Below are 24,377 nucleotides of genomic sequence, written 5' to 3'. Positions count from 1 at the left end.
TCACGGCCTCAGGCGGGCTCGAGCGGGAGAGCCCCGCGCGCTTCGAGTTCCTCGCGCACCGCCTTCTTGGTGATCTTGCCGTAGCCCGATTTCGGCAGCGCCTCCCAGAAGAAGACGCGTTTGGGAATTTTGTAGCGGGAGACCTTCGGGGCGAGGAATTCGAGAAGCTCGGCCTCCCCGACGACGGCCCCGTCGCGCAACACGCATACCGCGACACCGACCTCCCCCCATCGCGGGTCCGGCACGCCAACGATCGCCACCTCGCCGATCGCCGGATGGGCGAGGAGCTTTTCCTCGATCTCGCGCGGATAGACGTTGGAGCCGCCCGAAATGTACATGTCTGAGGCGCGGCCGGTGATGTAGAGGAAGCCCTCTTCGTCCAGATGGCCGAGATCGCCGGTGAGGAACCAACCGTCGCGGAACGCCTTCCGGTTCGCCTCCTCATTGTCGTAGTAGCCGGCGAAGACCGCCGGGCCGCACACGGCGATCTCGCCGGTCTCGCCGGGACCGAGCGGCCGGCCCTCCGGATCCTGGATCGAGACCTCCATGCCGGTCCGCTCCCATCCGCAGGTGCCGACTTTCATCACCGTATCGTCGGCCGAATGGAGCGCCGGGACGAGAACGGTGATGTTTCCCGTCACCTCCCCGAGGCCGAAATATTGGACGAGCACCGGGCCGAGCGCGGCGAACGCGCGCTTCTGGTCCTCCCGGTACATCGGCGCGCCGGCATAGATCACATAGCGCAACGAGGTGTGGTCGTATTCGTCCACCGAGGGATGCTCGACGAGCATCTTCACGATCGTCGGCACGGTGAACATGTTGGTGATCGACCAGCGCTCGACGAGCCGCCACGCCTCGGCGACATCGAAGCGATCCGAGCCGGGGAGCACGGTTTTCGCCCCGCGCGCGGTCTGCGCGAGCTGATGGACACCCGCCCCGTGCGACAGCGGCGCGACGACCAGCGAGGCGTCCTCGTGCGTCGTCCCCGGCATCAGGTCGCAAAGATGGTTGGTGATGACGAACGCCATCTGCCCATGGGTGAGGACACCGGCCTTCGGCCGCCCCGTGGTGCCGGAGGTGAAGAAGAACCAGCACGGATCGTCGTGCTCGACGGCGGCGACCGCTTCCTTGTCGCCCCGATGGGCGGCGAGGAGGTCGTCATAGGCCTCGCCGAAATCGGCGCGGCCGATCGCGATCGTCGGCGCGATGGTCGGCGCGGCGGCCTTCACCGCGGCGGCGTGGGCCGGAAAGTCGGCATGGCAGATCATCGCCCGCGCGCCGCTCGCCACCGCGAGATAGGCCACTTCGTCAGGCGTCTGGCGGAAATTGGTCGGCACCCACACCGCGCCGAGGCGGAAGGCGACGAACATCGTCTCGAAAAGTTCGAGGCAGTTCTTCGACTGGACGAGGATGCGGTCGCCCTTCTCGATGCCGCGGGCTGCGAGCGCGGCGCACATCGCATCGACACGCGCCTCGATCTCGCCCCAGGTCCAGGTGGTCTCGCCCGCGACGAACCCGATCTCGCCGCCAAAGCGCCGGGCATTCTGCGTCAGCACATGGGATAGGTTCATCACGCGGTTCGAGCGGCGGGCGATGCCGCCGCGCGGCGCCCCGGTCATGCCCGGCCTCGGCGCGTCGTCTCGGTCGCGGCCTGTCTCATGCTGCCTTCCCCTCGCCGGTCTCGTCGAAATCTGGCCGCCCGCGTCGGTGCGCGGTTGCGCCAGGAAGCATTCTTGCAATTTCCGCCGCGATGTTCCCTGCCCGATCCGGCAGGCAGCGGTGGACGCCGGCGATCCCCGCAATCTGGGTCGCCATGGGCGGGGCGCGGTCGCCGCGCGGGACACGGTCGTCTCTCTGCCTTGCCCATTTTGCGATCAAATCCACGCTATCGCTGGAGGATTGACGCGGCCTGGCCGCATCCGGCCCGACGAGGCGGGCGGGCGGCAACGCCATCAAAAGGCGGCGGACGGTGGGCACGTCGAAGCTCCGCGCGTCGGCGACGCCGCGATCGCAAGGCCGTCCGAGCGGCGGCGTCAGACGCAAGGCGCGGCGGGCGCTTTGCGCGCCATCGGCCGCGAAATCCAGGACCGGGCGCGCGAGATCGACCGTCATCCCCCCAGGTGATCCATCTTATGGACTTTCTATTGTTGGACGAATAGTAGAGGCGTCCCAGTACACTTGCAACAATGCGTCCGATATGAGAACGGTCGACCGTCCGCCGGATCCGACCGATCCATCATCGTGGACCAAACGGCTCGAAAACGGGCCGCCGAACCCGAGCGGGTCGGCACAGAATGGAGGAAACGAATGACACTCTCGCTCAAGGCGCTGGCGGCCGCGATCTCGATTGCCGCGCTCACGGCCGGCGGTAGCGCATCGGCCGAAACGCTTCGTCTCACGCACAACACCAGCGACACGACGACCTGGCAAAAGGGCGCCCAGCGCTTCGCCGAACTCGTCGACGAAGGCACGGGCGGCGACACGACCATCCGCATCTTCCCGAACGCCCAGCTCACCGGCGGCGATCAGATGAAGCAGTCGGAAATGGTCGGCCGCGGCGCGCTCGACTTCGTGCTCACCTCGGCGATCAACGTGACGCCGCTGGTGCCCGAAATGGCAGTCTTCTCGCTGCCTTATCTCTACGCCAATTATGACGAGGTCGACGCCACCACCCAGGGCGCGCCCGGCGAGAAGATGGCCGAGATCCTCGGTGAGCACGGCATCAAGGTGCTCGCCTGGGGCGAGAACGGCTTCCGCGAGGTGACGAACTCCAAGCACCCGATCAAGACGCCCGACGACCTCAAGGGCCTCAAGATGCGCGTTGCCGGCCCGATGTATATCGACGTGATGAACGCGCTCGGCGCCAACCCGCAGCAGATGCAGTGGGCCGAGACCTTCTCCGCGCTGCAACAGGGCGTGGTCGACGGGCAGGAAAACCCGATCGGCGCGGTGATCATCCCGCAGCGGGTCTATGAGGTGCAGAAGTACATCACCCCCTGGCACTACTCCTATGATCCGCTCTTCCTGGGCGTCAGCCAGAAGCTCTGGGATAGCTGGGACGCCGACAAGCAGGCCGCCGTCCAGAAGGCCGCGACCGAGGCGATGGCCTACCAGATCGAGGTGAGCCGCGAGGACACCGCGAGCGGCCTCGACTATCTGAAGGAGCAGGGCATGGAGGTCTATGAGCCCACGGAGGACGACATCGCCGCCTTCCGTGCCGCGACCAAGCCCGCGTTCGACACCTGGGCCACGAAGGTCGGCCCCGATCTCGTCGCCACCTTCCAGGACACGATCTCCGGCAAGGCCGACTGAAACTGACCCACGGGGCCGCACGCGTTGCGGCCCTTCCCTTTTCCTCCCGACGACAAGGCTTTGCGAATGAGGCTTCTGGCGAACGCCGAGAAGATCCTATGCGCCGTCATCCTCGCCGCGATGACGGGGATCGGATTCGCCAATGTCGTCGTGCGCTATCTGACTGACCGTTCCTTCGCGGCGACGGAGGAGATCCTCGTCAACGGCTTCCTGTTGCTGACGATCCTCGGCGCGGCGATCGCCGCGCGGCGGGGCGAACATCTCGCCGTCACGCTCGTCTTCGACCTGTTGCCGGTCCGGGTCCGCATCCTCGCGCTCCACGTGACGACGGTTCTGGCGGCCATGCTCCTCTTCCTGTCGGCCTGGTTCTCCTGGCAGCTCGTCTCCCATCAGATCCAGTCGGGCACCGTTTCCTACGCGCTCCTGGTGCCGGCCTGGTGGTATACGATCGGCTTGCCGTTCGGCTTCCTCCTCGTTCTCGTGCGCTATCTGGAACACGCTTGGCGCATCCACCGCGAACTCGCGCAGGAGATCGCCGCCGATGCTTGATATGAGCGCCGGCACGCAAATGATCGTGCTCTTCTTCGTGCTCCTCGCGCTTCAGGTGCCGGTGGCCTTCGCGCTCGGCCTGTCGGCGATGTTCGCGATGTGGCAGCTCGGATTCGGGCTCGATCTCGTCGGCGACCTCATCTCGACGGGGATCGCGAAATATACGCTCCTCGCGATCCCCTTCTTCATCCTCGCCGGCAACCTCATGGGAACGGTCGGGATCGCGGAACGGCTGATCCGCTTCTTCCGCATCCTCGTCGGGGGCTTGCCCGGCGGCATGGGGGTCGTCGGCACGGTCGTCTGCCTTTTCTGGGGGGCGGTGTCGGGTTCGGGTCCGGCTTCGGTCGCGGCGATCGGCCCGCTGATCATCAAGGGCATGGAGGAGGACGGCTATAGCCGCGCCTTCGCCGCCGGCCTCGTCTGCACGGGGGCGGCGCTCTCGATCGTCATCCCGCCCTCGATCGGCCTCGTGATCTATGGCGTGATCGCCGAGACCTCGATCTCGGAGCTCTTCATCGCGGCGATCATACCGGGGCTCGTCTGCGGGGCGCTGATGCTCGCGGCCCTGCCTTTCGCCCATACCGTGCGCGACGGGCGCGGCCTTGCCCACACCAACGCCGCAATCGGCGCGCTGGTGCCGCCGGACGAGGCGGCCGCGCCTTACGGCAAGCGCCTCGCCACCGCCTTCGTCGAATCCTTCTGGGGCCTCCTCACCCCGGTCGTGATCCTCGGCGGGATCTATTCGGGCGCCTTCACGCCCACGGAAGCGGCGATCGTCGCGGCCGTCTACGCCCTCTTTGTCGGTATCTTCATCTACCGCACGCTGACCTTTTCGCGGCTCTTCGATGCGCTGGTGGAATCCTCCGCCGCCTCAGCCGTCGTGATGCTCGTGGTCGCTTATGCGAGTCTCTTCGGCTGGGTGATCACCGTCGACGACGTCGTCGGCCAATATTCGGCGGGCCTCCTCTCGATCAGCTCCAACCAGGCGGTGATCCTCATCGTCGTCCTCGTCGTGGTGCTGATCGCGGGGATGTTCATGGACGCGATCACCATCATGTTCATCGCGCTGCCGATTTTCCTGCCCGTCGCGCGCGAGCTCGATTGGAACCTCACCTGGTTCGGCGTCACCATGATGATCGGGCTCGCGATCGGCCTCTTCACGCCGCCGGTCGGCATCAACCTTTTTGTCGCAGCCTTCATCACGCGCCTGCCGCTCCACCGCATATCCGCAGGCGCCGTGCCGTTTCTCCTCACGAGCCTCGTCGGTCTCGCGATCGTCGCGGCATGGCCGCGTCTGTCCTTGATGCTCGTCGACCTTCTGCGATAGCGTTGAGAAGAACTTGCCATACGAGTTCAGGATCTTTCCCGAACGCCTGACCGGCTTTTGGCGACCATCTTGAATGCGCGTGGAACGATCTCGCGCCGCTCGCGTCGTTACCCAGGCGGCGCGAACAGCGATCTTCGTGTCGGCAACTGCTTCGGAAAGGATGTACGTGCCTCATTGCACGCACAACGCACGCCGGGATGGCATCCATAACGGACGGAACGGCCTGTCGGGCGGCCAACCAGTGATCTGCGAACGCCCGCTCCTCGCGCCGCTCGGCTCGACCGGTTTTCCCATCAAACGCATCCCCGCGCGGTGGGCTTCGGCATGAAGCGCGTCCTGATGACGACTGAGTGCACGGGCGGCGTGTGGACCTACGCGATGGACCTCGTCAGCGGTCTCGCCACGGTCGATGTCGAAGTCACCTTGTTCGTCTCCGGTGGTCCGCTCAGCCTCGAGCGGATGGTCGAGGCGGGGCATCGGCCCAATCTGCGCCTCGTGCGGAGCGAGTTGAAGCTCGAATGGATGGACGACCCGGAGGCCGATCTCGCCGAGACCAACGCGATCCTGCGGGATCTCGAAGCCGAGATCCGCCCCGATATCGTCCACGTCAACGGCTATGCGAACGCGGCGGCGGACTTTGCCGCGCCGGTCGTCAGTGTCGCCCATTCCTGCATTCCGACCCGCTGGCGCGCGGTGAACGGCGCCCCCTCTCCCTTCGAGTGGAACGAATATCGCCAGCGCGTGAAGCGCGGCATTCAGGCGGCCGACGCGGTCGTCGCCCCGACGGCCTCCCATCTCGCCGCGGTCGAGGCGGAATATGGCGCAATGCGCAAGGCGCACGTCATCCATCATGGCCGCTCGGAATGTCTCGGGGTGTTGCCGCCGAAGGCACCCTTTGCGCTCGCCGCCGGGCGCTTCTGGGACGAAGCGAAGAATTTGACGCGCCTGCGCGATGCGGCCCCGCTCGTCAAATACCCCATCGCCCTCGTCGGCGAGCTGACGCGCGAGCACGTTCCGACGACGGCGCTGCCCTCCGAAGGCGATGGCGGCGTGCCGACACCGCGCGGCCTCACGACGTTCGGGCGGATCGATGCGCCGGCCCTCGAGCACAGCGCCCTCGCGGCCTCGGTCTTCGTCGCGCCGGCCCGCTACGAGCCGTTCGGGCTCGGCGTCCTCGAAGCCGCGCGGGCCAAGATGGCGCTCATCCTCGGCGACATCCCGACGATGCGCGAGCTCTGGGACGGCGCGGCCTCGTTCGTCGATCCCGACGACGCTCCGGCGATCGCGACCGCGATCGACACCCTTCTCGACGATCCCGCGGCATGTGCGCGGGCCGGGGAGATCGCCCGCGAGCGCGCCGTCGAATATTCGTTGAGCGCGATGACGCGCGGCTATCGCGATCTCTACCGCACGCTCCTCGGCGCCCCCGTCGCCCGCGACGACCTCGCCCCGTTCGCCGCACCCCGGCACTAGGCGCGGAGGCCGCTCGCGCGGGCCGGCGGCCCACCGAGCGGCAGCGCGGACGTGGCGTCAGCCCGAGACGCGCGGCGTCTCGCCTGGGGCCGGCGTATAGGGAAAGGTGCCGGCGCTGCGCACCTTTTCGAGACCGCCCAGCCGTTCGATCCGCGCCTCCTGATCGGCGAACGCGCGCGCGTTCACGGCATCGGGGTCGCAGATTTCGCGCAGCCGCCGTTCCCCTTCGGCGAGCAGCGCCGCGCTCGACGGATCGACGGCGAGATCCTGGGTCTCGAGCGGATCGGCCTCGAGGTCGAAGAGCTGCGGCCGATGGCCGACATAATGGACGTATTTGTAGCGTCCGAAGCGGACCATGAAGATCCCCGTGATCGACGCCACGGCGTGATACTCGCTGAGCACCGTGCGATCGGGGTCCGCGCCGCCGATGATCGACTGGAGCGAGCGGCCGGGAAGATCGCTGTCGTCCGGATGGGGCTCGAGGCCCACCGCCTCGAGGATCGTCGGGTGCGCATCGACCAGCGAGACCGGCGTCGCGACGCGCTGGCCGGCCGGCACGCCGGGACCGGACATGATCAGCGGAATCCCGGCTGATTCCTCGTACATATTCGATTTACCCCAGAAGGTGCGCGTGCCGAGATTGTCGCCATGGTCGGAGGTGTAGACGACGAGCGTATCCTCGGCGAGGCCGGTCTCGCGCAAGGTGCGCATGATGCGGCCGATATTGTCGTCGAGGAAGGAGACCATGCCGTAATAGGCGGCGATCGCCGTCCTGACATGGGTCTCGTCGCGGAAATAATCCTCGTAGGACTGCACCTCGCGCAGCGTCCTAAGGACCGGATGATCCGGGAAATCGTCGGGGCCTCTGAGGCCCGGCATCGGCAGCGAATCGAGCGGATAGAGGTCGAAGAATTCCTGCGGCGCGACCAATGGGAAATGCGGGCAGACGAACGAGACGAAACACGTCCACCCCTTCTGCGACGGGTCGGCGGCGGCGCGCTCCAGCCACGCGCAGGCAGCGTCCCGGATCTTGCGATCATAGGCGACATAGGTCGATTCGCCCGGCCCCGCGTCCCCGGCGAGCGAAGCGGTCGACGGGCGCTTGGGCGGCGGCCGGCGGATCATGCCCTGGACGTCGCCCTCGCCGTTCAGAACGTGGAGCGGGAGGATCTCCTCGTCGAACCCCGCCTCGTCCTCGACGCTGCGATAATGGAGCTTCCCGATGGAATCGGTGCGATGGCCTGCCGCCTGTAGCCGGTGCCCCCAGCCCGGCGGCGTGCCGTCATAGGGAAAGGCGTTGTCCCAGTTGCCGATCTCGTAGACATGCCGGCCCGTCGCGAAGGAGGCCCGCGCCGGCACGCAGATCGGGCAATTCGTATAGGCCGCATCGAAGGTCGTGCCCGAGGCCGCGAGCCGGTCGATGTTCGGCGTCTTGACGACATCGTTGCCGTAGCATCCCGCGACGCGCTTGGAATGCTCGTCCGACATGATGAAGAGGACATTCGTCACGTAGTGGTCTCCTTGGCGCGCCGGTCACGCGCCCTTCGTGCAAGGGCCGATTGGGCGAACGGCCAAATGAGGGTGAGAACGGAAACGGCGATGAAGCCGAGCGCGATGGGACGATCGAGGATCCCCCAGAAGCCGGCATCGGAGAGCTGCATGCCGGAGCGCAGATCCTCCTCCAGGATCCCGGCGAGGACGAAGCCGATGACGAACGGGCCGAGCGGCACCTTGCACCGCGCCATCGCGAAGCCGACGAGGCCGAAAAAGACCATGACCCAAACGTCGAACATGCGATTGTGGAGCGCGTAGCACCCGACGACGCAGGCGACGAAGATCACCGGCAGGAGCAGCGCTCGGTCGACCACCATGAGGCGCGCGATCCACTTCACGCACAGCGTCATGATCGCAAACATCAGGATGTTGGCGACGAGATAGGCCGCGATCAGGGCCCAGACGAAATCGGCATTGTTGACGAAGAGCAGCGGCCCCGGCTGGATGTTGTGAAGGATCAGCGCACCGAGAAGGATCGCGTCGATCGGGCTCCCCGGAATGCCCATCGTGATCAGCGGAATGAGCGCGCCGCCGACATTGGCGTTGTTCGCCGCCTCGGAGGCGACGATGCCCTCCTCCGAGCCGGTTCCGAACGCCTCCGGCTCTTTCGAGACCGACCGCGCCGTCGCATAGGCGACCATCGAGGAGATCGACGCGCCGACGCCGGGCAGGATGCCGATCCACGTTCCGATCACCGAGGAGCGTAGGAGGTTGCCCCAGTGCCGCCGCCAGGTGGAGAGCGACAGGAGCACCTTCGCCCCGCCGACCGAGATGGGCTGCCCCTTCTTCTCGATCTCGAGGGCGTCGATGATGATCTGGCTCATCACGAACACGCCGAGAAGGACCGGGAGGAGATCGAACCCCGCGTCGAGTTCGTGCCAGCCGAAGGTGAGGCGGAGCTGACCGTCCGACGGATTGAGGCCGGGCAGCGCGAAGGCGATGCCGAGCGCGCCGGCGAGAAGGCCCTTCACCATCGAGCCTTGGCTGATCGAGGCGATCAGCACCAGCGCCATCAGCACCATCGCGAAATATTCGAACGGGCCGAACGTCGTCGCCCAGCGCGAGAGCGGCACCGACAGCACCACGATGAAGACACCGGCGACGAGGCCGCCGACGAGCGAGGCGCCGATCGACAGGCCGAGCGCCCGCCCCGCCTCACCGCGCGCGGCCATCGGATAGCCGTCGAAGGTCGTCATCACGGAGGACGGCGTGCCCGGCATCTTGAGGAGCGTCGCGCTGATGAGGCCGCCCGAGACCGAACCCACATACATCGCCACCATCAGGATGAGGGCGTGGGTGGAGTTCATCGTGAAGGTCAAGGGAATGCTGAGCGCGATCAGCATACCCCCGGTGAGGCCGGGAACCGCGCCGACGAAGATGCCGAGCGTCGTCCCGAGCAGGACCCAGAAGAAGGGAACCGGGCTCGCAATGTAGGCGAGCGCACCGAACAGATCAGTCACCATCACTCACCGCGGCAAGTCGATGTAGAAGACATGGGTGAAGAGGAGCGTCCCCCCGATCCCGAGAAGGAGCGCGATCGCGGCGCCGAGAAGGACGGTGCGCCGCTCGAACCGGGCGAGCAGCGCCGTTCCGGCCGCGAGGAAGAGGATCGTCGCGATCTCGAAGGAGAGGAGGCCGAGCGCCATCGCACCGACATAGGCCGCCGCGAGGAGGAAGATGCCGGCCGCGATGTCCGGCCGCGGCCGGTAGCCGGTCTCCCGCTCTCGCGCGGGCCATGGCCGGGCGTTGAGGGCGCGCAGGAGCATGATCGCGGCGAACAGCGCGAGGGCGATCGCGACGCTTTTCGGCACGACGGCCGAGCCGAGCGGATCGAAGAAAGGCGGCGGGATCTTGAGCGCCTGCCACCACATGATCCCCGCCAAGGCGAGCACCGCGAGCGACAGGGCGACGTCGCCGCGCGGGGTCCGGCTCGCGCCGAAAAGTTCGGTCAATCGCGACGCCATCGTCAGGCCCTCCGGCGCGCGCGCTATTTCTCGACCTGGCGCGCCTGCGGCACCAAGGGCAATGTCTCGTCGAGCGCCACCTGGAGCTGATTGCGCACGGCGTCCGCCTCCACGAAGGTCGGATTGAGGCCGAAATCGCGGAGCTGCTGGGCGACGGTCTCGTCGTTCATCGCGTCACGAAAGGCGTTGCGCAGGATCTCGAGCCGGTCGGCCGGGGTGCCCTTCGGCGCGAGCCAGATGCGCGGCGACGGCGCGACGACCTCGATGCCGAGCTCCTTGGCGGTCGGAACGTCGGGAAGGTCGGCGACGCGCTCTTCGGTCAACATCAGGATCGGCCTCAGACCGGATTCCTGAAACTGCACGAGCTCCTGGGTGGAGAAAAGCGCGGTGTCGGTGTGACCGCCCAGCAGCGACTGATAGCGCTTCGCCCCACCACCGACCTGGACATAGCGAAGATCGGCGCCCGCCTCGGTCGCGACACGCATCGGGACGAAATGGACCGGCAGGCCGATATTGGCGGCGACCTTCACCGTTTTCGGATTCTCCTTCGCAAAAGCGAGCATGTCCTCGAAGGAGGCGAAATCGCTCTTTTGCGAGACCGCGAGGCCGAGATCGGCAAATCCCGTCGCGCCGATGATCTCGAAATCGGTCTGGTCGAAATCGGCGACGCCCATCGCCTTCGAGGTCACGATGCCGTCGTGCCAGAGGCCGATCGTGTAGCCGTCGGGCTCGGCGTCCTTGATCGCGCGGGTGCCGATCGTGCCACCGGCGCCGGCCATGTTGAGGACGACGACGCTGCTCGGGAGAAAATCGTTCGTCTCGAACGCTTTCTGGAAGACGCGGGCGATACCGTCGATCGCGCCGCCGGGATCGGTCGGGACGACCACCTTGATCGGTTGATCGGGAAAGGCGAACGCCGGAAGCGGCAGGGCAAGCGCGAGCGCGCAGGCGAGCGCGGAGCGACGCGTGAACGTGCGGACCATGGTGCGATCCTCCCTTTGGCCAGTCGGCCTTGTGATTTTTATCAATCGAGTTGACATCAGCCCGGACGCAGCGACAAGCATCATCTGTTGAGCACGCGATAACCTTGGGTTATCATTCGGCGATGGACGATCGGATCGCCGACTACTTGGTCGCTATCGAAGAGTTCGGCAGTTTTCGCGCCGCGGCCGATCGGCTCGGCGTCAGCCAACCGGCACTGACCAAGGCCGTGCGCCGGCTCGAGGACGAAGTCGGCGCCGCCCTCTTCGATCGCCGCCCCCGCGGGGTCACGCTCACGGTTTATGGGCGCGTGCTGCTGCGTCATGCGCGCCTCGTGCGCGCGAGCCAGCGCGAGGCGCGCGACGAGGTCGCCGCCTTGAAACAGGGCCTTCTCGGCCGCGTGAAAGTGGGCGCCGGGCCATCATGGCAGCGCTCGGTGCTGCCGGAGGCGATCGCGGCCTTTCGCGAGGATTGGCCGCTGGTGCATCTCGAAATCTTCGGCGGGATGGACGATCAGCTCAAGGCGCGGTTGCGGGCGGGCGAGCTCGATCTCGTGCTGGCGGCGATGCCGGCGCCGACCCCGGTCGAGCCGGATTTTGCCGGCCGCCCGCTGATCGACGACGAATATGGCATCATCGCCCGCGCCGGCCATCCGCTCGCCGACACCGGGCCGATCGAGCTCGCGACGCTCCTCGCCTATCCGTGGATCCTCGCTGGACGCGGGGCTCAACTCGTCTTGCGTCTCGCCGCGATCTTCCAGGCGCACGGCCTGCCGCCGCCCGATGCGATCATCGAGACAGACATTTCCGCCCTCAAGATCTCGCTGATGGAGGGGGGCGACTATCTGAGCTTCCACGCGATCGGGCAGCTTCGCGAGAGCGAACCCGGCATGATCGTGCCGCTCGACGTGCCCGCGGCCCGCTGGCGGCGATCGGCCGGCCTCATCATGCGTCGCGGGGCGGCGCCGAACCCGGCGGCCGAGGCGTTGATCGCGGAGATCGAGCGGATCTGCCGCGATGCCGATCCGCTCGTCTGAGCCGCGAGGGCCTCAGCCGTCCGCGAGGGTGTTGATCGCGGGATCGAAGTCCCACACGTGTTCGCTCTCCGGCCGGACCGTCCGCGCCCAATCGGCGAGGATGTTCTTGTCCCGCCGCGCCCGTTCCATGCGCGCGCCGATCGCCACCGGGTCCCAGCCCTCCCGCACCCGCCGCTCGAGCTGGCGGCGGATCGCGGCGTGGCCCGGCTCCTCGGCGAGATTGCGCGTCTCGCCCGGATCGGCCGCAAGGTCGAAGAGCAGTGGCGCCTCCTCGTCGAAGACGACGAGCTTATAGCGGCCGGCGCGAACCATCCGCTGCCGCACGGCGCGGCCACCGGTCCAATAGGGTACGGTGTCGGTGCAATATTCGCAGAACGTCTCGTCGGCCCACGGGCTCGCGCCGTCCTTGGCGAGGGGCCAGAAGCTGGTGCCGTCGGCGTTCGGCAGCGTCGGCGCGCCGAGCGCGTCGAGCATCGTCTGGGACAGGTCGACGAGATTGACCACGTTGCCGCGCCGCTCGCCCGCCGGAAGGACGCCCGGAAGCCGCATCAGCAGCGGAATACCGGCCGATTCCTCGTAGAACGTGTGCTTCCAGAAGAGGCCTCGCTCGCCGATATGGTCGCCATGATCGGAGGCGTAGACGACGAGCGTGTCGTCGAGAACGCCGAGCTCCTCGAGCGTCGCGATCAGTCGGCCGATCATCTCGTCGGTGCGGTGGACGAGGCCATAATAAGCGGTGCGTGCCCGTTCGATCGCCTCCGGCGGCGGGGTCTCAATGCCCCTGTCGCGGCGCCACCAGGCGTAGAACGGCGGCTCGTCCTCCGGCACGCCGCGTGTCGGCGGCGGAACGCGGCCCTCATAATGGCGATAGGCCGCCTCGTCCGCGACATAAGGCGGGTGCGGCAGCATCAACCCGACAGTGAGACAGAAGGGCTCGCGGCCGTTCGCCTTCAGCCAATCGACGGCGGTCTCGACCACCGCCTCGTCCTTCGCCTGATAGGCGCTGCGCCCGGCACCGACCGCCGCGAGGGATCGCGGATCGGGATCGTTGGCACCGGCGAGCGGGCCGAGATCGTGGCGCGGCGGGCCGGGATAATTCGGCGAATGCTCCCCCACGAGGCGCTCGGCATAGCCGTGCCGCTGGTCCGGCCCGAGCGCATGGAGGCGGCCGATGAGGACGGGGCGATGCCCGCCCGCCCCCATCGCGTGAAGCCATGTCGGATGGCCGGACGGGAGGATATCGTCGTTCGTCCAGCAATCCTGGCGATGCGGCCAGCGCGCCGTCAGCATCGACATGCGGCTCGGCACGCAGATCGGCGACGGGCAATAGGCGGCGTCGAAGGTGACGCCTTCGGCGGCGAGCCGGTCGAGCGCCGGGGTCTCGACCACCGTGTCGCCATAGGGACCGGCGATCGCGCGCGTGTGCTGGTCGGAAAAGATGAAAAGGAGGTTCTTCGCGTCAGCCATTCGGTCCGCCCGGCCGCGCCCTGCGGCTTACGAGATTGTGCTCATGGACATGCTCGCCCGGTGCGATCGCCCGTGTCGCGACGCCGATCACCGCGCCGTATTTGCGCACCGGCGCGCCGGCCTCGACCGCCCTCACGGCGATCTTGTGGCAGCGAGGCACCGCCCGCTCCGCCGTAATTTCCAACGGCCCGGCAGGTGTTGCGATGGTGAGAACGTCTCCGGCGGAGACCGGAACGAGCGCGGTCGCGACATCGTCCGTCTCATGGAGGACGATCGCGGAGGTCTCGACCGTCATAAGGCGGCTCCGAAGCGGCTGATCACCTCATCGCCATCGCCGAAAATCTCGGCGAAGGTCGCCGCGCCCGACGCGGTCGCGATGGCGGCGGCGAGGAGCCGGTCCGCCGCGTCCTCGGGCGTCTCCTTGCCCTCGAAGGCGGGGGAGAGGTCGACGTCGATCTGCTCGGTGAGGCGGGCGGCGGTGTCGGGGTTGCCCGTCACCTTGAGTGTCGGGGCGAGCGGCGCGCCGTAGGAATTACCGACGCCGGTCGCAAAGAGGATGAGGTTCGCGCCGGCGGCGACGAAGCCCGTCAACGATTCCGGCGCATAGGCCGGCGCGTCCATCAAATGGAGCCCCGACGCGCGCGGCGGCTCGCCATAGCCGACGAGACCGGCGATCGGGCTCTGGCCGGACTTTGCGACCGCACCGAGGGACTTTTCCTCGATCGTCGTGAGACCGCCATCGATGTTGGTGCGGCTCGGATTGGTGCCGGTGAGGTCAATGCCGGCGGCGACCGCCGCCGCCTCGCGTCGCAGCACCGCCGCGACCAGCGCCTCGCCGAGCGCCGGATCGGCCGCACGCGCCGCGATCCGGTCCTCGGCACCGAGCCATTCCACCGTTTCGCCCAGGATCGCGGTGCCGCCGGCCGCGACGACACGGTCGGCGACGCGGCCGATCGTCGGATTGGCGACGAGGCCCGAAGAGGGATCGGAGCGCCCGCATTCGAGCCCGAGCACGAGGCTCGACAACGGCGCCTCCTCCCGCCTGGCACGCGACAGGCGCCACGCCATCCGCGCGGCATGGCGCACGCCCGTATCGACGAGACGCAGCGCGTCGTGGCCGCATCGGTCGAAGGCGAGCGCCTCGACCGGGATGCCCTCCGGCACCGCCGCCGCGACACTCTCGACGAGCGGCTCGTCCGCGCCGATCACCAGGACGGCGCCGGCGTTCGGATGCGCGGCCAATCCCGCAAGGGCGCGCTCGTGGATCGCCCGGTCTTCACCGAGGAGGCCGCTGCCATAGGGCGTCCCGGCGAAGACGGCGCCCTTGACGCTCGCCGCGATCCGCCGCGCGGACGGGCCGGTGAGGCCCGTGACCGACAGGACGAGGACGTGGTTTCGCGTGCCGACGCGCCCATCGGCGCGCCGATAGCCGAGGAAGGTCATCATGCTTCGTCCGCCGCCGCCGCCGCCGTCGCCGCGCGCCGCCGCGCCCGTCCCTCCCGCCAGACGCGGAAGAAGGGGGTGAGGAGGAGAAGGATCGCGATGATCAGGAAGGTCAGCGACAAGGGCCGGGTGAAGATCGGCTCGATCGAGCCGGCCGTCATCATCAGCCCGGAGCGCAGTTTCTCCTCCATCAGCGGCGCGAGCACGAAGCCGATGACGAAGGGGCCGAGCGGGAAGCCGGCCCGTTCCATCGCATAGCCGACGACGCCGAAGATCAGCATCACCCACACATCGAACATCGTGTTGTCGAGCGCGAACGTGCCGATGATGCAGAAGACGAGGATCACCGGCAGAAGGAAGGTCCGCGGCACGTACATGATGCGCGCGACGAGACGGACCGAACCCATCATCGCAAGGAACATCACGACATTGGCGACGAGCGCCGTCGCGATCATCGCCCAGACGACATCGCCGTTGGTGATGAAGAGCGTCGGCCCCGGCGTGATCGAGTGGATCATCAGCGCACCGATCAGGATCGCGTCGATCACCGAGCCCGGAATGCCCATCGCGATCAGCGGAATGAGCGCGCCGCCGATGGTGGCGTTGTTGGCCGCTTCGGACGCGACGATCCCCTCTTCCGAGCCTTTCCCATATTCCTCGGGCTTGCGGCTCATATTGCGGGCGGCGGTGTAGGCCATGATCGAGCCGATCGAGGCGCCGATGCCCGGCAGGATGCCGACCCAGGTGCCGATCAGCGAGGAGCGCAGCATGTTGAAGGCCTGGTCGCGCCAGTCCTTGAACGACATCAGCATGCCCGAAACACGTGTCTCGATCCGCTCCATCCGTTTGCCGATGGTAACGATATCGCCGATCACCTGGCTGACCGCGAAGATGCCGATCAGCACGGGCAGGAGCTTCAGCCCGCCATTGAGGACGTACCAGTCCCAGGTGAGGCGCGGCTGACCGGAGGACGGGTCGACCCCCGGCATCGACACGAGCATCCCGAGAAAGCCCGAGACGAGCCCCTTGACCATCGAGCCTTGCGTCACCGACGCGATCAGCACCATCGCCATCAGGATGAGGGTGAAATATTCGAACGGACCGAACCGCGTCGCCCAGATCGACAGCGGCTTGGCGAGGAAGAGGAGCACCACCCAGGAGACGAGACCACCGATGAAGGAGGCCGCGATCCCAAGGCCGAGCGCGCGACCGGGCTTGCCGGCCATCGCCATCGGATGCCCGTCGAAGGTGGTCACCACATTGGACGGCGTCCCCGGCATTCTGAGAAGCGTCGCGGTGATGAGGCCGCCGGTGATCGAGCCGACATACATGCCGATCAAGAGGATCACCGCGTTGACGGGTTGCATGTAGAATGTCAGCGGCAGGGTGAGCGCGATCAGCATGGCGCCCGAAAGGCCGGGGATCGCGCCGACGATGATGCCCGAAACCGTGCCGATCAGGACATAGAGAAACGGCAGCGGCGTCATCAGATGCGCCAAGGCGCCGAAGAGGCCCTCGATCATCTCAAACTCCAGGGGACGCGGGCATCAAAGGCCCGGCAGATCGACGACGAAAAAGCGGGTGAAGATGAAGGCGGCGCCCCACCCCATCGCCGCGGAGACGATGGCGGCGACGATTAGCGCGCGCAGACGAAAGCGCGTGAGAAAGCCGATGGTCGCGAAGAGGTAGAGCGTCGTCATCGGGGCGAAGTCGAGAAGCCGCGCCTGGAGGGCGGCGACATAGGCGACCGTGAGGATCGCCGTTGCCGCCGCATCGACGACATGGGGCCGTTCGGACGGATCGATCGGCGGATCCTCGCCGCGCGAACGCCAGGCCGACAGGCCGATCACGACGGAAAGGGCGAGGACGAGCAGCGCCGTCCCCTGCGGCACCGGCGCCGAGCCGAGCGGCTCGAACGTTCCGGGCGGGATGTCTCGCGTTTCCCAAAGGACCGCGAGACACACGAGAACGAAGAAGACGCTGACGCCGAGCGCCCAGCGGGCGGTTTTGGTCATCCTCGTCCCCGTCGTCCGATCATCGAGACGCCGCGCATCGCTCGATTATTTCTGCGCGGCTTGCTTGGCGACCGGCTCGATCCGGTCCCAGGTCTCGTCCAGCGATGCGGCCATCTCGTCCCCCTTGAGGAAGACCGAGCCGAACATCTTGTCCTTGTAGAACTTCGCCACGCGATCGGTCCCGGAGGCGTCCTCGAGCGCCTGGGCGAGGCCGTCGATCGCCTCTTGCGGCGTGCCTTTCGGCGCGAACCACCAGCTTTGGATGCAGTAGTTCATGTCATAGCCGAGCTCTTGGAGGGTCGGCACGTCGGGCAGACTCTCGAGGCGTTCCGGGCCGGTATAAGCGAGCGGCTTGATCTGCGCGTCGGAGAGCTCGGTACCGTCCGGATTGAGCGTGAAGTTCGCGACCTCGGCGGCGGAGAGGACGGAGGCGTCGGTCTGCCCGCCCATCAGCGCGGTGAAGTTCGCCGTGCCGCCGCCGATCTGGACGAAGCGGAATTTCGCGCCGTCGACGAGGTTCTCGAGCTGGATGCCGCCCATGTGATTGATCGCGCCGAGATTGGCGCCGAAAATCAGCGTGTCGGGCTCGTCCTTCGCCTTTTCGAGGAGCTGCTCGACCGAATCGATGCCCGAATCCTTCCGCACGACCGGCAGCACGCAGAATTCGCCCGTCGTGGCGACCGGCGTGAAATCGCGATAGCCGAACGGGAAGAGCCCCGCCGCCTCACCGCCCATCAGCGCGATATGCAGCGTCAGGAAGGTGTAGCCGTCGGGATTGGCTTCCATCACCTGCCGCGCCCCGATCGAGAAATGCCCGCCGACATTCACGACGGTGAGCGGCTGGGGCAGGATCTCACTCTCTTGGATCGCCACCTGGAACGCGCGCGTCACCTGGTCCGACGTTCCGCCGGCCTTGAACGGCACGATCACCTTGATGGGCTTTTCCGGCCATTCGGCCAAGGCGGACGAGGCCATGCCCATCGATAAAGCGGCCGCGAGCCCGGCCACGGCGAACTGCTTGATCATCGATTTTCCTCCCGACGGCTGTTGCCGATTGTTGCCCCGCCAAGCACGGCGGCAGTGTAGGGCGACGTTTCTTCTAGGAAATGGCACGCTATCATCTATCCTTACCATCGAGTCAAACAACCGAGCATCGACGAATCTCCCTAAGGTCGATCGGGGATTTGCTGTTGGTTTCGTCGAGATCGATCCGTTGTCTTTCATGTCGCCGGAGGGCGCCGGGCGTCACCGCGAATGCGGCGCAAACTCCCTCGATCCACTCGAAGGCGATGCGCCGTCTGCCGCTTAGAATTTCCTGTCTCGATGGCATTGTCAACAAACCCGATCTGTTAGATCGTATTTAAGGATATTAGTGCGCGATCGCGGCGTCGGCGATAGACGCCTGGTATCGCGGGGCGGCGCCGCCCGGAACATCGATTGGGGAAAGTGGATCAATTGGGGAAAAATGCCGTGTCCGCCTCCACCCGGAGGGCGGTCCGCGCCGCGTCCGCACGCATCGGGCGGATGACGCGGGTGAGTGAAGCGCGCATCGGGGACGAACCGGCCATCGCGCTCCGTCCTGCGTCGCGCGATGCCATGCGCCGCCAGGGTTTCGGTGGACGCCTTCCGTCTCGTTGGTTAGACCTTGCCAATATATTTGCCTCGAGCAGAGGCGGACAAGCCTCGGCGCAACGGGGCGAAATCGAACGGCATCCGGGGGGAATTGCATGAATACGGGATCGGCGCGGCCGAACGTCCTGTTCATCTCGGTCGACCAGTGGCCGGGGCGGCTTTTCGGCCATCGCGGTCATCCCACCGTCGAAACGCCGACAATCGACCAACTGGCGCGCAACGGCATCCTCTACCCGCGTGCCTATTCCGAATGCCCGATCTGCATTCCCGCGCGACGGACGATGATGACCGGCACCGCGCCGCGCACCCATGGCGACCGCGTCTTCGAGCCGGCGCTCAGAATGCCGGACCGTCCGACGCTCGCCGGGACCTTCACGGACGCCGGTTATCAGAGCGCCGCCATCGGCAAGCTCCACGTCTATCCGCAACGGGATCGGATCGGTTTCGAGGAGGCGTTGATCGCCGAAGAGGGCCGGCCGCAGCTCGGCACCGTCGACGATTACGATCTCTATCTCGCCGATCGCGGCTATCCGGGCCGGCAGTTCATGCACGGCATGTCGAACAATGACTATGGCTGGCGCACCTGGCACCTGCCGGAGGATTGCCACGTCACCAACTGGTCGACCTTCGCGATGTGCCGCACGATCAAGCGGCGCGATCCGACGCGCCCCGCGTTCTGGCACCTCAGTTACACCCAGCCCCATCCGCCGATCGTGCCGCTGGCGGCGTATTTCGAGCGCTATGCGCGGCGCGAGATTCCCGCCGCGCTCACCGCGCCATGGGCCGAGAACGTTCCCTATGCCCTCGCCTCGGCGCGCGGCTTCTGGGAGCAGCTCCCACCGGAGCGCCTCGCCGATGTGCGCCGCGCCTTCTATGCGCTCTGCACCCATATCGACGCGCAATTGCGTCTCGTCATCGGAACCCTGCGCGAGGAGAACATTCTCGACGACACGATCATTCTCTTCTGCTCGGACCATGGCGACATGCTCGGCGACTATGGCCTCTATGCGAAACGGCTGATGTACGAGGGATCGGCGAACGTGCCGATGATCCTCGTCCCGGCCGCGCGCGACAGCGCCCGCGCGGGCACGGTCGACCCTCGTCTTGTCGGCCTCCAGGACATCATGCCGACGCTCCTCGCCATGGCGGGGATCGACGTGCCTGCGGGTTGCGAGGGGCTGTCGATGGTGGGCGACGCGCGCCGCGAGACGCTCTATTGCGAGGCGCTCGACGGGCCGAAAGCGACGCGGATGATCCATGATGGCCGCCACAAGCTGATCTGGTATCCCGCCGGCAATGTCGTCCAGCTCTTCGACCTCGAAACGGATCCGACCGAACGCGACGATCGCGCCGGTGATCCGGCCTATGCGGCGATCGAGGCCGACCTGACGGCCCGCCTGATCGCCGAGCTCTATGGCGAGGACGAGGCCCATCATGACGGGAGCCGGCTCGTTGGCACTCCCGCGCCCGATTTCACCCCTTCCCCCAATCGCGGACTTTCCGGCCAGCGGGGCCTCCACTATCCGCAGCCGCCGCTCGACGATCCCTCCAACGTTGTAGGTGCTTCCTGATGATGTTCGGCATTACCGTCCTGCCGGAATGGGCGCAGGCGGAAGGCATCGAGCGTGTCCTCGACAATCTGCAAGCCGCCGGCGCGACCGCCATCGCGACGAGCCCCTATGTGATGGAACCGGCCGAAGAGGGCACCGGCTCGCGCGAGCCGCCGGCGGACGGCGGGGCCGGCAAGGTCCGCCTGCTCGACCGCCCGCTCTGGGGCAAGCGCGATCTTTGGGTGCGCACCGCGCCGAGCTTCGAGCCCAACCGGGCGCTCTATGAGGGCCTTGCCTATCAACCGCCTGAGCCGGACGACCTTACGGCGCGGGACGGCCACATCGTCGCCGACTTCATCGCCGCCGCGAAACGGCGCGGGATGACGGTGCACCTTCAGGTGCAATCCGTGATCCCGCCCGGCTACCGGGTGCAATTCGGTGGCCCGCGCGAGGAGGATCAGCCGCTCGGGCCGGACGATCGGCCGGTGCCGGGCCGCGTCGACCTCAATGCGAGCCTCGCCGCGCCGCAGATCCTCGCTTACGCCCAGGCCCTCGCGCGCGACCTCGCCGAGACCTACCCGCAGATCGACGCCCTGCGGATCGACTGGCCCGAGGTGCCGCCCTACGCCTTCGATGCGATCTTCTTCGACTTTTCCGCCCACGCCATCGTCGTCGCCGAAACGATGAGCATCGACGGGGAGCGAATGCGGCGGGACACGATGGCGCTCCACGCCCTCCTCACCACCGGCCTCACCGACGATTATCTCGCCAAGATCGTCGCCGAGCCGTCGGCGGAGCATTGGCTGGAACGGCTTCAGACGGCGCTGCCGGGCGTCGCCGACCTCTTCGCCGTCAAGCGGCGCATGTCGGTCGAGCTGCTCGAGACGTGGCGGGCGGCGCTGCCGAAGGAGATCGCGCTGATTGCGCAAGCGTTTCCGCCGCCCTTTACCGATCTCTCCGGCTTCGACTTCGCCGCCGCCTCGTCGGTCGTCTCCGAAATCGGGGTGAAGCTCTACACGATGCACTGGCCCATGATGCTGCGGAACTGGGGCGATGCGATGGGCGACAATGCGGTCGACACGGCGGCGCTCGCGAAGGCGCTCGTCGCGATCACCGACACCGGCGACGCGCCGGCCGACCTGTCCGCTCTCATTTATCCCGAGCCCGACGCGCCCCATCCGGCGACCGAAGCGGCCATCGTGCGCAAGATCGAAACCGCGCGCGCCGCCACGGGCCGCGACTATCCGATCGCCGCCTTCTCACACGGCTATGGCCCCGTGGACGACGTCGCGCGCCGCGCCCGCGCCGCGTTCGAGGCGGCGGACGGGCGTATGTGGATGAACCGCTACGGCTACCTCTCCGACGAAAAGCTCGCCGCGCTCGGGGCGATCGTGAAAGGGCGCTGAGATGATGACGGCAGAGCCCGTGACCATCGCCCGGCTCACGACGATGGTCCTCAGGATGCCGCTCGATCACCCGATGCCGACGGCGTTCGGGTTGATGGATGCGCGGGCGACGCTCCTCGTCCGCCTAGAAGACCGAGACGGCGCGTTCGGCTGGGGCGAGATCTGGTGCAACTTTCCGACCTTCGGCGGCGAGCACCGCGCCCAACTCGCCGAGCGCATCGTCGGCCCGCTTCTTCTCGGCACGCCCGTCGTACCAGGCGAGGCGGCCGCGGGGCTCGAAACGCGCCTTGCGACGCTTGCCCTCCAGACCGGCGAATTCGGCCCACTCGCCCAAGTCATCGGCGGGATCGACATGGCGCTCTGGGATCTCGCGGCCGGGCGCGCCGGCGTCCCGCTCCACCGCCTCCTCGGCTCGACCACCGACGACGTCCCCGCCTATGCGAGCGGCATCAATCCGACGCGCCCGGGCGACACGGTCCGCCGCGCGCAAGCGGAGGGTTTCCGCGCCTTCAAGCTCAAGCTCGGCTTCGGCCGCGAACGGGATCTTGCGAACGCCGAAGAGGTCGCCGCGGCATTGCAGCCGGGCGAAACCTTCATGGTGGACGCAAACCAGGGCTGGCAACGCGAGGAGGCGTGCGCGATGGCCGCCGCCCTTCTCCCTCTCGGCCCGCAATGGTTGGAGGAGCCGCTTCCCGCCGACGCGTCGCGCGCGGATTGGAGCGCGGTCGCCGACATCGGCATTCCGATCGCGGCCGGGGAGAATATGCGCGGGCTCGGCGCGTTCGAGGACGCACTCGATGCGGAATGGCTCTCCGTCGCGCAGCCGGACGCCGGCAAATGGGGCGGCATCTCCGGCGGGCTCGCGGTCGCGCGGCGCGCGCTTTCGGCCGGGCGCCGCTTCTGCCCGCATCATCTCGCCGGGGCGATCGGGCTCCTCCACGCCGCCCACCTTCTCGCCGCTGCCGGTGGCGACGGGCTCCTCGAAACCGATTCCAACGACAATCCGCTCCGCACCGCGCTCGTCGGCGATCTGCCGCCGCTGCAAAACGGCCGCTGGCCGCTTCCGAGCGGGCCCGGTCTCGGCCGTGAGCCGGACCGCGCCGCCGTCACGCCATGGATCGCGCGGGAGACCGAAATACGGGGATCGATGCCATGAACGCACAGTTCAATCGCCCACCCGCCGACAAAGGCGGCCGCCTGTCGAGGGTGGTCGCCCACACCGTGCCGGTGTCGGTCAAGACCGCATGGATCATCATCGAGGCGGTCCTCGCGGACGGCATCAGCGGGTTCGGGGAAGCCTCCTTGTTTGGCCAGGAGGCCGCCGTCCTCGGGGAGGTCGCGGCCTTGAACACGGCCCTCGGCGACACCGGCGCGGGGACCGTCGCGCCGGCCCTTGCCCTCCTCGACCAGGTCCAGATGTCGCCGGCCCGCGGCGTGTTGCGCACCGGCCTCGAAGGCGCCCTCTTCGACGCGCTCGCGCGGCGGGGCGGCGTTCCCCTCACGACGCTTCTGGGCGGCCCCTATCGCAGCGGCATCGCCTGCTATGCCAACATCAATCGCGGGATCGCCGACCGCTCTGCCGACGGCTTTGCCGATCGTGCGGCAGAGGTCGTCGCCCTCGGTTATCGCGCGATCAAGATCGCCCCATTCGACGGATTGCGCTGGACCGGCGATGCGGGCCCGATGCGCGCCCGGCTCGAAGACGGGCTCGCACGCATCGGCGCGGTGCGCGAACGTGTCGGGCCTGATATCGACGTCCTCGTCGACTGTCATGGCCGGCTGAACCGGGCAATGGCGCTCGACGTTCTCGTCGAGGCGGCGCCGTTCGGCCTCTTCTGGGTGGAAGATCCGATCGACCTGCGCCGGAGTCAGGTCGACGATCAACGCGCCGTCCGCACTGCGGCCCATCGGTCGGGCACGATGATCGCCGGCGGCGAGCATATCGCGACGATCGCGGACGCGACGCGTCTTCTCGCCGACAATGGGCACGATGTCGTCCTGCCGGATCTGCGCGAAACCGGCATCCGCCAAGGCATCGCGATCCTCGAGCTCTGCGTTCAGAACGGGGTGCAGGCGAGCCTTCACAATCCGGCGGGGCCAGTGCTCGACGCGCTGTCGCGGCACGTGGCGTCGGCGCTCTCCTCCTGCCTCATCCTGGAGCGGCAGGTCGGCGAAAGCCCGCTTTATGACCGGCTGCGCGGCGGGGCGCCATCGCTCGCCGACGGCGTGATCGCGCTCGATGACGGCGCGGGGCTCGGCTTCACGCCGGACCGGGTGACGCTGGCGGAGGCCGCGAAGACACCGCTCGCCGTTGCCGACCGATTCGCCGGCCTCGGCGGCGCCGGCCCGGACGCCTAGGCCGGCGGCCCGCTCCGCGCAGACGGAGACACCCGGCACGGGGGAGAGCGCAACTCCGCCGCGTGCACAGCGAAGCCGCGCGCCAACCTGTTGCCCTGATGCTGATCCGCGCCGGGAATTGCCTCCTTCGCGACGCGGATCGGCACTGTCGTCCTTGCATTCGCGCGAACGAGCCGTCACGGATTCCAAGAGACGACGAGCTCGGTATCGGTAGGGGGCCGCCTCACAGGCGTCGATCCTGCAAGGTGACAGTGTTGCGATGAGTACGAAGTTCAAGCCGGCCGGCGCCGTTTGCCCGGCACGCGCGCGG

General features: G+C 67.5%; 21 protein-coding genes. 9 read left to right on the top strand and 12 right to left on the bottom strand.

The window, feature by feature from the left end; genetic code table 11:
• Positions 1-8 precede the first annotated feature (8 nt).
• Positions 9-1,619 carry an acyl-CoA synthetase gene (locus tag L1787_RS25205; RefSeq protein WP_235711853.1) on the bottom strand — a complete coding sequence of 537 codons (1,611 nt, stop codon included), beginning with the start codon at positions 1,617-1,619 and terminating at the stop codon, positions 9-11.
• A 37-nt stretch (positions 1,620-1,656) separates the two neighbouring features.
• On the bottom strand, positions 1,657-2,112 hold the full coding sequence (locus L1787_RS25200) for a hypothetical protein (RefSeq protein WP_235711852.1): 456 nt from the start codon (positions 2,110-2,112) through the stop codon (positions 1,657-1,659).
• Between the two features lie 195 nt (positions 2,113-2,307).
• On the opposite strand from L1787_RS25200, the gene L1787_RS25195 reads away from it, so the two are divergent.
• From L1787_RS25195 to L1787_RS25180, 4 genes are all read left to right on the top strand, one after another.
• Positions 2,308-3,312 (top strand): DctP family TRAP transporter solute-binding subunit, encoded by a 1,005-nt coding sequence (locus L1787_RS25195; RefSeq protein WP_235711851.1) that lies wholly within the window; start codon positions 2,308-2,310, stop codon positions 3,310-3,312.
• Between the two features lie 66 nt (positions 3,313-3,378).
• The gene (locus L1787_RS25190; protein WP_235711850.1) at positions 3,379-3,861 is read left to right on the top strand and encodes a TRAP transporter small permease; all 483 of its coding nucleotides are present in this window, start codon (positions 3,379-3,381) and stop codon (positions 3,859-3,861) included.
• A complete protein-coding gene (locus L1787_RS25185; protein ID WP_235711849.1) occupies positions 3,854-5,188 on the top strand; it encodes a TRAP transporter large permease in 1,335 nt (444 codons plus the stop codon). The genes L1787_RS25190 and L1787_RS25185 overlap by 8 nt, the downstream gene beginning before the upstream one ends.
• A 339-nt stretch (positions 5,189-5,527) precedes the next feature.
• Positions 5,528-6,661 (top strand): glycosyltransferase, encoded by a 1,134-nt coding sequence (locus L1787_RS25180; RefSeq protein WP_235711848.1) that lies wholly within the window; start codon positions 5,528-5,530, stop codon positions 6,659-6,661.
• A gap of 57 nt (positions 6,662-6,718) precedes the next feature.
• Here the strand turns inward: L1787_RS25180 and L1787_RS25175 are convergent, their stop codons facing one another.
• From L1787_RS25175 to L1787_RS25160, 4 genes are read right to left on the bottom strand one after another with little or no spacing between them, the layout of a single operon-like run.
• Positions 6,719-8,170, bottom strand: a complete 1,452-nt coding sequence (locus L1787_RS25175) for a sulfatase family protein (protein ID WP_235711847.1) — start codon at positions 8,168-8,170, stop codon at positions 6,719-6,721.
• Positions 8,167-9,675 (bottom strand): tripartite tricarboxylate transporter permease, encoded by a 1,509-nt coding sequence (locus tag L1787_RS25170; RefSeq protein ID WP_235711846.1) that lies wholly within the window; start codon positions 9,673-9,675, stop codon positions 8,167-8,169. Before L1787_RS25170 ends, L1787_RS25175 begins: the two co-directional genes overlap by 4 nt.
• 6 nt (positions 9,676-9,681) lie before the next feature.
• Complete coding sequence (locus L1787_RS25165) at positions 9,682-10,167, bottom strand: tripartite tricarboxylate transporter TctB family protein (protein ID WP_235711845.1); 486 nt, start codon at positions 10,165-10,167, stop codon at positions 9,682-9,684.
• A 35-nt stretch (positions 10,168-10,202) separates the two neighbouring features.
• On the bottom strand, positions 10,203-11,162 hold the full coding sequence (locus L1787_RS25160; RefSeq protein WP_235711844.1) for a tripartite tricarboxylate transporter substrate binding protein: 960 nt from the start codon (positions 11,160-11,162) through the stop codon (positions 10,203-10,205).
• Between the two features lie 104 nt (positions 11,163-11,266).
• Here L1787_RS25160 and L1787_RS25155 point away from each other — a divergent pair, with 104 nt between their 5' ends.
• Positions 11,267-12,196, top strand: a complete 930-nt coding sequence (locus L1787_RS25155; protein ID WP_235711843.1) for a LysR family transcriptional regulator — start codon at positions 11,267-11,269, stop codon at positions 12,194-12,196.
• 12 nt (positions 12,197-12,208) lie between these two features.
• Here the strand turns inward: L1787_RS25155 and L1787_RS25150 are convergent, their stop codons facing one another.
• From L1787_RS25150 to L1787_RS25125, 6 genes are read right to left on the bottom strand one after another with little or no spacing between them, the layout of a single operon-like run.
• Positions 12,209-13,663 (bottom strand): sulfatase-like hydrolase/transferase, encoded by a 1,455-nt coding sequence (locus tag L1787_RS25150; protein WP_235711842.1) that lies wholly within the window; start codon positions 13,661-13,663, stop codon positions 12,209-12,211.
• A complete protein-coding gene (locus L1787_RS25145) occupies positions 13,656-13,958 on the bottom strand; it encodes a UxaA family hydrolase (RefSeq protein ID WP_235711841.1) in 303 nt (100 codons plus the stop codon). The genes L1787_RS25150 and L1787_RS25145 overlap by 8 nt, the downstream gene beginning before the upstream one ends.
• A complete protein-coding gene (locus L1787_RS25140; RefSeq protein ID WP_235711840.1) occupies positions 13,955-15,109 on the bottom strand; it encodes a UxaA family hydrolase in 1,155 nt (384 codons plus the stop codon). Before L1787_RS25140 ends, L1787_RS25145 begins: the two co-directional genes overlap by 4 nt.
• Complete coding sequence (locus tag L1787_RS25135; protein ID WP_235711839.1) at positions 15,106-16,629, bottom strand: tripartite tricarboxylate transporter permease; 1,524 nt, start codon at positions 16,627-16,629, stop codon at positions 15,106-15,108. Before L1787_RS25135 ends, L1787_RS25140 begins: the two co-directional genes overlap by 4 nt.
• Before the next feature lie 24 nt (positions 16,630-16,653).
• Positions 16,654-17,121 (bottom strand): tripartite tricarboxylate transporter TctB family protein, encoded by a 468-nt coding sequence (locus L1787_RS25130; protein ID WP_235711838.1) that lies wholly within the window; start codon positions 17,119-17,121, stop codon positions 16,654-16,656.
• A gap of 45 nt (positions 17,122-17,166) precedes the next feature.
• The gene (locus L1787_RS25125) at positions 17,167-18,147 is read right to left on the bottom strand and encodes a Bug family tripartite tricarboxylate transporter substrate binding protein (RefSeq protein WP_235711837.1); all 981 of its coding nucleotides are present in this window, start codon (positions 18,145-18,147) and stop codon (positions 17,167-17,169) included.
• A 701-nt stretch (positions 18,148-18,848) separates the two neighbouring features.
• Between L1787_RS25125 and L1787_RS25120 the strand changes: the two genes are divergently transcribed.
• Genes L1787_RS25120 through L1787_RS25105 form a run of 4 tightly spaced genes read left to right on the top strand, consistent with a single transcriptional unit; the run spans position 18,849 to position 24,067 of the window.
• Positions 18,849-20,324 carry a sulfatase-like hydrolase/transferase gene (locus L1787_RS25120; RefSeq protein WP_235711836.1) on the top strand — a complete coding sequence of 492 codons (1,476 nt, stop codon included), beginning with the start codon at positions 18,849-18,851 and terminating at the stop codon, positions 20,322-20,324.
• On the top strand, positions 20,324-21,709 hold the full coding sequence (locus tag L1787_RS25115) for a hypothetical protein (protein WP_235711835.1): 1,386 nt from the start codon (positions 20,324-20,326) through the stop codon (positions 21,707-21,709). The genes L1787_RS25120 and L1787_RS25115 overlap by 1 nt, the downstream gene beginning before the upstream one ends.
• Before the next feature lies 1 nt (position 21,710).
• Positions 21,711-22,865 (top strand): mandelate racemase/muconate lactonizing enzyme family protein, encoded by a 1,155-nt coding sequence (locus tag L1787_RS25110; protein ID WP_235711834.1) that lies wholly within the window; start codon positions 21,711-21,713, stop codon positions 22,863-22,865.
• A complete protein-coding gene (locus tag L1787_RS25105) occupies positions 22,862-24,067 on the top strand; it encodes an enolase C-terminal domain-like protein (protein ID WP_235711833.1) in 1,206 nt (401 codons plus the stop codon). The genes L1787_RS25110 and L1787_RS25105 overlap by 4 nt, the downstream gene beginning before the upstream one ends.
• Positions 24,068-24,377 lie beyond the last annotated feature (310 nt).

Source organism: Acuticoccus kalidii (assembly GCF_021556395.1).
GTDB lineage: Bacteria > Pseudomonadota > Alphaproteobacteria > Rhizobiales > Amorphaceae > Acuticoccus > Acuticoccus kalidii.
Note: the sequence above shows the minus strand (reverse complement) of the source record. Positions and strands in the feature narration are given on the sequence as shown.